Source organism: Cryobacterium sp. Y29, from assembly GCF_002929825.1.
In the GTDB taxonomy this organism is placed as follows: domain Bacteria; phylum Actinomycetota; class Actinomycetes; order Actinomycetales; family Microbacteriaceae; genus Cryobacterium.
The window spans coordinates 1-10,238 of sequence record NZ_PJJN01000012.1 but is presented as its reverse complement, the minus strand read 5'-3'; the positions used below and the strand labels follow the sequence as shown (position 1 = coordinate 10,238).

Annotated in this window: 7 protein-coding genes; 3 read left to right on the top strand and 4 right to left on the bottom strand. The window is 58.2% G+C overall.

Annotated elements, in window-relative coordinates; all coding sequences use genetic code 11:
* The first annotated feature begins 924 nt into the window (after window positions 1–924).
* Window positions 925–1,464, top strand: a complete 540-nt coding sequence (locus CXY74_RS00180) for an HAD domain-containing protein (protein WP_104198556.1) — start codon at window positions 925–927, stop codon at window positions 1,462–1,464.
* Window positions 1,465–1,513: 49 nt separating this feature from the next.
* Here the strand turns inward: CXY74_RS00180 and CXY74_RS17195 are convergent, their stop codons facing one another.
* A complete protein-coding gene (locus CXY74_RS17195; RefSeq protein WP_146069974.1) occupies window positions 1,514–2,458 on the bottom strand; it encodes a hypothetical protein in 945 nt (314 codons plus the stop codon).
* Window positions 2,459–2,653: 195 nt separating this feature from the next.
* Entirely contained in the window at window positions 2,654–2,962 is a 309-nt protein-coding gene (locus CXY74_RS00170; protein ID WP_104198554.1) for a hypothetical protein, read from the bottom strand.
* Between the two features lie 1,471 nt (window positions 2,963–4,433).
* Between CXY74_RS00170 and CXY74_RS00165 the strand changes: the two genes are divergently transcribed.
* Window positions 4,434–4,838, top strand: coding sequence for a GntR family transcriptional regulator (locus tag CXY74_RS00165; RefSeq protein ID WP_104198553.1), 405 nt, complete (start codon window positions 4,434–4,436; stop codon window positions 4,836–4,838).
* A gap of 391 nt (window positions 4,839–5,229) precedes the next feature.
* On the opposite strand, the gene CXY74_RS00160 is transcribed toward CXY74_RS00165, so the two are convergent.
* Window positions 5,230–7,629, bottom strand: coding sequence for a hypothetical protein (locus tag CXY74_RS00160; protein ID WP_104198552.1), 2,400 nt, complete (start codon window positions 7,627–7,629; stop codon window positions 5,230–5,232).
* Between the two features lie 385 nt (window positions 7,630–8,014).
* Here CXY74_RS00160 and CXY74_RS00155 point away from each other — a divergent pair, with 385 nt between their 5' ends.
* Window positions 8,015–8,521 (top strand): class I SAM-dependent methyltransferase, encoded by a 507-nt coding sequence (locus tag CXY74_RS00155; protein WP_233193054.1) that lies wholly within the window; start codon window positions 8,015–8,017, stop codon window positions 8,519–8,521.
* A 501-nt stretch (window positions 8,522–9,022) separates the two neighbouring features.
* Here the strand turns inward: CXY74_RS00155 and CXY74_RS00150 are convergent.
* The gene (locus CXY74_RS00150; protein WP_104198550.1) at window positions 9,023–10,114 is read right to left on the bottom strand and encodes a site-specific integrase; all 1,092 of its coding nucleotides are present in this window, start codon (window positions 10,112–10,114) and stop codon (window positions 9,023–9,025) included.
* Window positions 10,115–10,238: the final 124 nt, after the last annotated feature.

The following is a 10,238-nucleotide window of genomic DNA, read 5'->3' as shown; positions in this document are numbered from 1 at the left end:
GATGATTCCTGATTCTCGCCCTACGTCACACGGCGGACTTGCTATTAGCTACTGGCCTCACCCAACCCTGGCACGTAGGGGTCGATTGGACGCCCGAGACTCAGATCCTTGACCTGGCGCTGAATCCCGAGGTTCTCTAGATAGGAACCATCAAGCAGTCTCCTATTCATGGTTTTGAACGTCACGTGAAATATCTCCACGTAGCGACTCGAAAGCCCGCGAAAGCGTTGACCGATAAGAGGCGGTGTTCTGTGATCACTCGATATCGCGGTCAGGGTCGGCTCCGTCTTCGATCACATGGGTTGTGAGACGGGGGACATAGGCCGCGACGGGTCTCGCGAATGTCGTCGGGATTGCGGGCCGTGGAGGTTGCTCTGCTGCCCTGCGACATGACGGCACTGTGCCCCGTGGGGACAACTTGGGAAGGCTCTCGCTGAAGCGACGGAGGGCTGGATTGACGTGACCGCAATTTCGTCAGGTTGGGGAGCTTCTACGCGCTGCGGACCGAGGGGACGTTGTCGGCTTGGGACCGGGGACCGGGGGCCGGTGTGCCGTTGTGCCGACAGGACTATCCGACGTAACTTCGATTGCCGCCGGCAACGGCCTCTCCCCATGGTGGGCGGCCACGAATCGTGCCGGACGTGAAGGCAACCTCAATGTCGGAGGCGCGTGAGAGCATCTAGTCATGAATGCCCTGCCTCACCAGATTCGCGACGACCGCGGTCAGCACGGGGCCGTGATCTCGCCGCCGACCGCGGTCATTCCGGAGTCAAACGGCGAGGTTTCAGATTTTATCGCGTTCACGGGCAGGGCCCAAAACGTCCATCCACAATCCGACAACGCCTCGCCAGGCGTTGAGGTTCGTATCGCGCTCGATATCCGTGGGCGTGGCACTCTGAGGTGCCCCGTCGTTTGTGAGATCCGATGACCGGGACAACCCGCCTGTACCTTGATGTCGACGGTACGGTCAGCCCGATTGGCACCACTCCGCCGGAGGGAAGCGGTTGGGCTGCGTGGGGGAGCGGTCGTGCCTACGGTTTCACGGTGATTTGGGCGAGAGGTCTCATCACGGAGTTGAATGCGATCACTGCTCGATCCGACGTGCAGCCCGTCTGGCTCACCTCCTGGGAGACCTACGCATTATCGGACCTGGCACCGGTGACGGGGTTGAACGCAGCGGGGTGGCAAGTCCTCCAGATAAGCGGGCGAAACCCTGAACACGGTTCGGAGAAACTCGAAGCGCTGCTCGAAGACGTCGCGGCGCAGAATCTGGCTGGGAATCAGATCGGTAAGGTCGTGTGGCTTGACGACGTTGTCGATGAAGATGACGAATGGGAGGAAAAGTATGGGCCTCAGCCGGAACTGGCGGTACTCCTCGGTATTCCTGTCCTACGTCTGAGACCCGTATCGGAAATTGGTCTGACGCCTGATCACATGGCGCAGGTGCGTGATTTCATCCGTTGAAGTGGATTTCGATGACCCACGCAAGGACGCAGGCGTGGCGCTTGGGGCTTCAGTGTGACCAGCGTGTGGCGCGACTAATGAAGTTCAGCGGACGACACTGGGACGAGCGTGCGTGTGCTGCATAGCGAATGAGCCCTCGCGCCCGCCCGTCCATAATCACAGGCGTCCTATAGTTTTTAACCACCACCGTCGGGTGCCAGCCGCCGTCGGCGTTGCGTGCGGCCATGTGGTTGAGGAACTCTGCGGGGTCGTAGGTTCGCTGGTTGTGCCCGCCGTAGACCTCCCAACCGCGCGTCAAGTAGTGAGGATGTTTAGACCGAAATTTGTCCAGTGTTCCACCTACGAGCTCGTGGTGACCCTGCCAATGCGGGTAGTCACCCGCGTCGATGAGCTCTCCGGCAGTGCGCTCGTTTTCACAGCAGAGGTTGAACGGGAGAATATATACCCCCGTGGCGAATGAAACGGCCGCCAGGAGACTCAGCGCGGGAGCGGACAGGTCCGCGACATTCATTGCGAATGAGTCCACGGTTTTCAGGGGATTGGCGCAGGAGACACAGGTGTCACGTCCATCCACGAAACTCGCTGAATGAAGGTGGCGTTGGTGATATTTTCCTGGCGTCGGATTCACGCGGAGTTGAACGTGGACGACCTCGCCTAATATTAAGTCGTTTTTAGGGCTGTTCAACTGGAGATTTCTCGGAATCGTCGACGGCGATAACGATGACGCCGAGGCGAGTGAGGAGTTGCCGGGCGAGCACAGACGCGCCCGTAGATCTTCCACCCACTCGGCATGGTCATCTCGGTAGTGAAGATGTCTAGACGTCCCGTTGTAGGGCGGGTCAATGTAAATCAGGTCTACGGAGGCAGGATGTAAGGCGACCAAACGATCGAGGACCGGCAAATTGTCACCCTCGACGACCAAATGAACTGGGCCTTCTGGATCGCCACGGCGGGTAGACGAGGTCGTCGGCAAAAGCCGCGGGGTAAGAAACACGATGGGCTCCTACTGGAAAGTACCGACGGCTGACCGGCGAGTGGCGAACCGGGAGGCATGCCTACTGTGATCAAGGTATCTGATGATTCCAGCCGCTCGAACAGCGAGGATTAACCGCAGCGGGTGCTGACAGTCCGCAGATCGGGAACGCGCACCCTTGACAGTTGAGTGACGCGCGCCCCGGAACGAACCACGTCAAGCGAATTCGCCGGCGACAAGGGCTTCAGCAACTTCAAAGGGCTGCCATTGACGCGCCTGGAGGACCGAGATGAACAGGTGGTTGAATTTAATATCTACTGCATCCTCGCTAGCGTCGAGTTCTTCGAGCCGATCGGCGATGGCATCGCGATACTCCAAGGCCGACGAATTGAAATCGACCCATGAGATGCCGCGTGTATTGAGCTCGGCAATCATCAATTCGGAGAGTTGGCCGTCGCGGCGTAACCGACGCATGTTCGTAAGAAAATAGTCGATCTGGGCATCGTCCTGTTTTTGATTCTGCATTATGTGCCTTTCGTGGTGGCTATGGGTCCGGTATGGATATTGCCTGCGGCTGTCAAAGCGGTGACGGCTTTCCGGTTAGTTTTTCAATCGTCGTGCTCTGTGTGCGGCACATGTCGGCGGCTGAGTTACGTACTGGTCGCAGCCAATCTGTCAATCATTGGTTCAGCGTTCTCGACCTGTTGGCCTGAAAAAGCATCCAAGTTCGAAATGCATGTTCGAATCTGGATCGCCAAAACTGAGGTGGTGGAGCGCAACTTGGAGCAGGGCAACCCGGTGTGAGATTAAACTGGATGCAGGTGTCCGTCCATGATGTGGTGACTCCGTACGGCATCGCGGGCACCGTGCAGCCGAACAGAGAACCGGGTGCGTGTAGCTGTTCGGGTCCGAAAGCACGGGTCGGTTCATGCGCGCGCGGTAGGGGTTCCGTCGTCACTCTTTCGTGGTGAGCGACCGCTGAAGCGCCTAGTCGGGGCAGCGCGTCGAGAGGAGAATTCTTAAATGCCGTTTTCGAGTTTGCTAGGCGACAAGTCACTACGCGGGACGTCTGCTGTCCTCGGCCGACGCTGGCGATCGATAGGTCGTTCATGTAGCTCCCGTCTGGGGGGGCCGTCTTGACCGCCTCCATAATGGTTGAATGCGGCGGAAACCGATCAGCGATTTTTGGTGTTGCAACTCGCCAGCAATCGCACTGATTGGGCATTGATATTGGCGAGTAGCACGCCGCAAGATGAGGAAAACCCTTGTCCGATGCCTTTGGGTTTGTCTTATGTGCCTGAGTACAGCTGGATTCAAGCTATGACTGGGATTGGACGGCCAAACGAGGGGTTGTCACGACCATTGCCCCCAAAACGTACATCGTATAAAGCTGGGGTATATATATATTCCGGCCGACGGGGCCGAAACTATACATCTCTCTCTCTCCTCATGAGGTCTTAAATAGAGAGATGATAAGACAAAGGGGTTTTACCCCCTTGGATCCCAGTCATAGATGGAATCTAGGTGTACTCAGATTGGTCGTGACAACTGGTGCCGGTCGTGACACTATCCTCGTTTCGGCGGTGTTTGATGCGCTAACCATTGACTCACATCAAGCTCTTGACGTGCTTTCTCGGCCGCACCAAACAATTAGTGTGGCGGAAAATATCAGCCGAAAGGAATAAGCGGCATGAAAACCTAAGCCGCTACGTCAAAATGTTGGAGTGAGAAGCCTTTAGTGCTTCGATGGTAACAAGCCTGAAGCGTCCGCAGTCGTTCACAGGGCACCTTAAAAACATCGTCATATTTTCCATTGATGAAGATTGCTGAGACGTTAAGTCAGCTCGGGGTGCCGCAAGCGATCGATAAACGAGTCAGATTGGTGTGACCGGTATGCGTTGCGTCGTGAAAATCGGACTGCGGCAACTGGAAACGATTTCAGCGGTTATCGTATTCTGAGGCGCTGACGCGATAGTCGCTCCAGAAGGAGTGAGTCTTGATCGAAAAAAAAGAAAGCGCGCTTGCCCCGTGGGGGCATGCCTACGAGCAGCTGGCGAGCAGCGTTCTTGTCGGTGCCCGCGACGGTGGATCCCGGCTCGAGTCTTGGTCAACCCTCGCAGCAAGGCTGGGAGTGGCGGAAGGTACCTTAGGCCGCGCGATTCGGCGTATGACGGAGGAGGGACTGTTGACGGTGGAGGGCGGCAGAAACGTGGTCGCACCCGCAGCGATTCTCCCCGAAGGAGTCCTAGACGCGGCACAACGGTTATACGAAGCGTCAATTCGTGAAGGCGTAAGCATCCGCTACGCGATGCTCGCCGTTCTCGGCTTACGCGACGACGATCACTGGGACCCTGAGGATCGTTGGGACTTGGAGGAACCCGGTCGCCATCGCGTCGACTGATGCGCACCCGGCATGATGCGTCGCCTCACTTCTGATCGTTTCCATCGAGCTGACCCCACCTAATTATTGAGGCGGTGAATGGGACGAGCGTCGGCGGAGTTGAAACCAATCTGACCCGACGTGAGACCTGAAGTGGTCAGGTTTAGACGGGCGCCGCTTGAGGCGCACGACCGACATGCTCGGCGCAGTACGCGGTGGTGGTCACGGTTGATCAGAGGACGAGGCCAATTGAGTTGCGGGCATGCTCAGCGTCGAAGCCGAGCGGCCTACGGGTGCCAGAAAGACCCTCGCTGACTTACGCTGGGGAGACTTGCGGCTGCAATTGTCGGTCGACATTCCGGAAGCACGTCCAGCTATATTTTACGTCCAGTCATGGCCGAATATCTCGCTGTCACCGAGAGAGCAGTGCGAACACGCGCACATACACCCCGACGCTCAGCCCCAGCATCGCTGCTGCCGCGACCACGCCCGCGATCTTCCCCCAACGCGTGTCCATTCCCACAGCGACGGCGACGGCGAATATCGCGAAGCAGAACCCGCCAATTCCTGCAAACCCAACCGCGATAGTCTGAGCCTGATCAGACATAAGGGGCAACGTCACGAACACGGCAATTTGGAAGGCAAGCACAGCTACGACGCCCGCGGCCTCAACCCGGTTATGAGCGATGTCCATAACCCGGTACTTGACCGGCTGATACGTAGCAGGGTTCCGAACGAATCTGAGGAGCACAGTCGGTCGCTGACGTCTAGTCCCACGGGACACACGCAGGCCGAGTATCAACCAAGTCAAGGGCAACATAAGGGAGACCGCGGGTCCGTGCTGCGCCAATGACATCGAGCGCGTGACGAGGAGAAATTCGTCTGGATCGAGAATCACGAGGGAAAATGCCCACATTATCGACCAGACGGGAACGGCAATGAGCCAAGCATGGCTAGATGACACCTTCAACCTCAGGCGAACCGCTGGATCGCGCACCACAATCCTGCGGAGAAACGCGTTGAGCGGCAAGGACAGAATGTAGACGATAATGCCCACGCCTAAGGCGGAGACTGCCCAGCCGAAGAAGTCAAGCAGAGTTGAGGCGCCAAAGAAGATGGCGACGGCAATGACAACGGCGAGCCAGGGAAGGGCCGCGCCCACGGTCAGGGCCCATAGCTGTAGCCGGTCGGTAATCTGTCGATCGTTGTCGAGAGGCTTGGCGCCGCGAAAAATTGCCGCGATAGAGTCGGCGTCGATCCAAGCCCACACTTTCCAGTAGAGCAGGCCGAGCCAGTAGCAGAACGCTACCGTGCACCCGAGCGCTAAAACGACCATGCCGACCTGCACCCCGCCGTTCCCCGTCCACACTCCCCAGTCATGTGGGAGCGGCAGTCCGTCCACCATGTCGCCGACCTGCTCGCTTGCGTACGAGTAGAAGCGCAACGCAACCGCCGCGAAAAGGGCCAGCATGCTCAGCCGCCAAATCTCCAACCAACGACCGCGTCGAAGCCGCAAAGTGGAGCGTCGCCATGCCCATGACTGAAGCTTCTTCGAATAGCTCGGTCGGAGAGATTTTGCCGGCGGTATGAGCCCCGCAAGAGCAATGCGCGTTACAAAGTCGTCGGCATTGTTGTAATAAGCAGTGTGGTCAGTCAGGACGTTTCCCGAATTAAAGGCGCGAAAGTCGGAAACATTTCTATAGGTCCAGGACGTGGATGGACCTCCTGAAACGGGATCGGCAGAAGCCCAAATGTCCCACCAGCGGTCGGCGAGTTTGGCGGGCATTTCGCATCCCGGCCCAACCCGCGAGGACGCGTGAACCTCCTTGAAGATCGACGCGGAGAACCACGCCAGCGGCGCCCACCCGATCAGGGTAACGACCCATAGAAAGGGCTCGAGAGATTCCCCAAGAGCGAGTCGTACGAATTGGAATGTGGCCACCCCGACCACTAGTAGCAGCCCCACCCACGCAATGAGACGGAGCCATCGCATGCTCGAGGTCGCCGCATTATCGGAGCCCGATCGCACCCACTGAAGTTGGCTAATTCCTGCCCCGAAAGTGATCAGTGTATCGACGGCCGAACCGACTTCGAGCGCATGGACTGCGACGGCCGCACCTTGGGAATGTGCGACGACAATCACGCGGTTCGATCGGTCGGCAAGCCAATCGATCTCAGACCGAACCTTTGAGACCATGGCGCCACGGCTTATTGCGTTCTCGGAGAAGAGGCAACTATCGCCGAGGCTGGACGTCAACAGAACTTCGAGTTTTGCTAACGCGTCTCTTACCCCGGCGATCGGGATGAGAAAGCGAAATAGAATCAGAACCGAAAGTAGAACGATAAGAGCGAGAGACACGGGCACGACAGCCACCAGCCACATGGCCGCGATGAGAATGCGCCACCAATGCAAAGGAAAACCGGACCAGGCGGCGAACGCGTGGACAAGCGACTCCACCGCCCGAGATAGAAATAAGCCGGGGCTGACAGTGAACGTCCACCGCAACGTCGAGGCGATAGTCGGCGGCAGGAACACATTTGACCAATGCGACTCCGCCAGAACCCAGTGGCGGATTTCCCCGTGGGGTAGAGATAGCCGGAGTTCGGCGTTCGCGGGCTGGTCGAGCCACGTCGTTACCGTGCCGATTTCAGCAGAGCTCTTCTCGAACCCTTTTACCTGTGTGAGAGCACGAAACCAACGGAGGAGCGCGTTGCCTGTCTCATTGAGACCTTCACCCTTCCGCTGAGAGCCGATGCCATGAACGAAAAGCACTCCCACGTCAGCGGGCTGGGTGACAGCTTCGCTCCCCATCCTTTCTCCATTCCCAACGCATCGCTTTCGACAATGATGGCCGCCGGGCGGCGCTAGGGGAATGGACCTCCGTGATTATGTCAACACTCGAGCAACATAGTCTCGGTTCGCCGGCCACGTTCTTGAGTACGCGATCGCCCGAAATATCGTGCCGCACCACGACTGAGCAATCACTTTTGTCCCCGGACCAGGCGCTTGGCTGAGAACTGGAGACTTACGTTTAGGCTGCTCGCTGAGCCACCGTCTTGCGGGTAGCTCGATTCGATCTGCTGAGACTTGAGGGCATGCCCAACGATGCGAGTCGCGCCGCATACTCCGCAGGGCGACGGAGTACATAGATCTGTTGGGCTCAATGAGTTCGGTTCATCCATCGGATCTGCAGATCGTGTCTACGTGGGCAGGCGACGTCCATGGCAACCTCATCGCCGCGGGTTGTGGCCCGGGTCATTGGACGCACTTCCTGACCCAGCAGGGTTTGATCGCTCGGGGCATCGATCAAGTGCCTGAATTCATTGCTCATGCCACAAACGCTTTCTCCACCGTGGACTTCGCCATCGAAGATCTCGATTCCATCGACGCTGGCACTAATTCGGTCGGTGGGGTTCTGTCGTGGTACTCACTCATTCACAACGAGCCCGGCGCGATCCAGGTTCCATTGCGCGAATTCAGCCGCGTGATCAAGCCTGGAGGCACACTCCTTGTCGGGTTCTTTGAAGGCCCGGCGGTCGAGAAGTTCGCGCACGCGATCACACCGGCGTACCGGTGGCCCGTGGACGCGATCAGCGCGGAGCTGGGCCGCGCCGGCTTCGACGTTGTCGAATCGCATGCGCGGAAAACTGCAGGCCAGCGCCCTCAAGCGGCGGTCATTGCTCGACGCCAGGATGCTCACTAAGGGATCTCCTTACGGCCAATGACGCGGGACCCGCCCCATAACGATGAACGAGAACGTCCAAATCGGCGTCACCTCACAGCAGAGCAGCGCACAGACCCGAGTGCTACCGAGTTCGCGGGATTTCGCTACCACCCGCCCGGACTAGCGCTACTCACGAGCGCTAGTCGCCAACGGCGACGGTGTCATGATCGAGCGCTCACCGAAGAGCAGGTGCCAACGGACCGGAAAAGGTTCGACGTGGACGCCATGATGGATCGGAGCAACCGCAACATGATGTGTCCCCAGACCGGCACTGCAGAGCCAGGTAAAAACAGCCTCATCGGTGGGCAAATATTGGCTCGGTGGGCCAGTGGTGCTGAACCATGCAATTCGTGGTGCTCTCACGCACGATCGGTGGTGCTGAACCGCACGACTGGGTGGTGCTCAAAGCCTCAAATACTCAGTTCCGAAAGGTCCGGCGTCCGAGGAGTACTTTCCCCTAGATCGTTAAGACGGTAAGCCTCAAAGACCAATCCCCGTAACTGCGTTGTGCAGAAGCGGATTGTTCTCGCGAGAGTAGGTCTCTAAGACTGCAACGGATTTGTGTCCCGTCTGGCGCATGATCTCGTGGTGGGAAGCGCCCGCGCGGAACGCCTGCGTGACGAAACCGGCTCGGAGCGAATGGGCGCCGAGTGTGACCGAGTTCAGACCGGCATTTGCTGCTCTGCTTTTTACAGTCGAGTTTACGACTGCGCCGGTGATGGGTCGGTCCATGATTCGCCCATTCTTCATAACCGGGCGAAAGGCAGCCGAATTTGCGTCGAGACGAAGGAGTTCAGGAAGCGGGTCGCGACAGACATGTTTCAGTGTGTTGGCCGTCTCCAGCGTGCGTTTGAGTGTGGCTTGATCATTTTCGGACGCAGCGAGAACTCGGACCCAGCGTGCGAACGCGCATGGTGGGCAGCTCAACGGACTCGACCCGTAAGGTAACCCTTTGATCAATCCGCGCCCCTCTTGGTCGGTTTTGGAACTTCGCAACAGAACGTGAAGCCCGTCGTCGATATGAAAAACAATGTCCCCAATCTGGAGGCCAGCCAGCTCGGAACGGCGGTAGGCCCCCGTGAAGCCCATGAGTAACATCGCGTGATCTCGGTGGCCAATGACACCCGCAGGCCAAGAGCTCAAGTCGATCTCGCCAAGCACCCGCTTAAGATCGGCCAAGAGGAGAGGGGCCTTCCGAGCGATGGGGCGTGCATGTTTGCGGGATATTCCACTGATGGTTGTTGCTACTTCTGGATGGGGTCCGGGCTTGGTTTCCGAGCGTAGTTCGTGCGCTTTGTTGATGGCTGCGAGCCAGCGCTTTAGGGTGCCCACCGCATAGAAATAGTCACCGTCTGCGTCGACGAGGTTGGCATGGAAGGTCAGATACGCGGCGACGGTCAGCGGCTCGGCTGGTAGGGCGATCATTGACTGTTCCTCGCACCAGATAGTGAATGCACGCCAGTCGGACGCGTAGCCGATGGTGGTATTTTTCGCAACCGATGCCTGCTGGAACGCGTGTATGGCCTCAACAGTCGTGTTGCCTATGGCGTTTGCTAAGTCTTCAATTTCCAACTTTACGGGCGGGATTACTGGCTTGTGTCGACCACTGTGGCGACCCGGAATTTGTCAAGGTGAATGAGGCCAGTGGGAGTTTAGGCGGCTAGTTCGAGTCGGTCATTCTCGGTGGGTTTGTCGG

Excerpts from the sequence above, each read along its gene's own strand:
- CXY74_RS00180 (WP_104198556.1), top strand. The coding sequence starts at position 925 with ATGACCGGGACAACCCGCCTGTACCTTGATGTCGACGGTACGGTCAGC.
- CXY74_RS00170 (WP_104198554.1), bottom strand. The coding sequence starts at position 2,962 with ATGCAGAATCAAAAACAGGACGATGCCCAGATCGACTATTTTCTTACG.
- CXY74_RS00160 (WP_104198552.1), bottom strand. The coding sequence starts at position 7,629 with ATGGGGAGCGAAGCTGTCACCCAGCCCGCTGACGTGGGAGTGCTTTTC.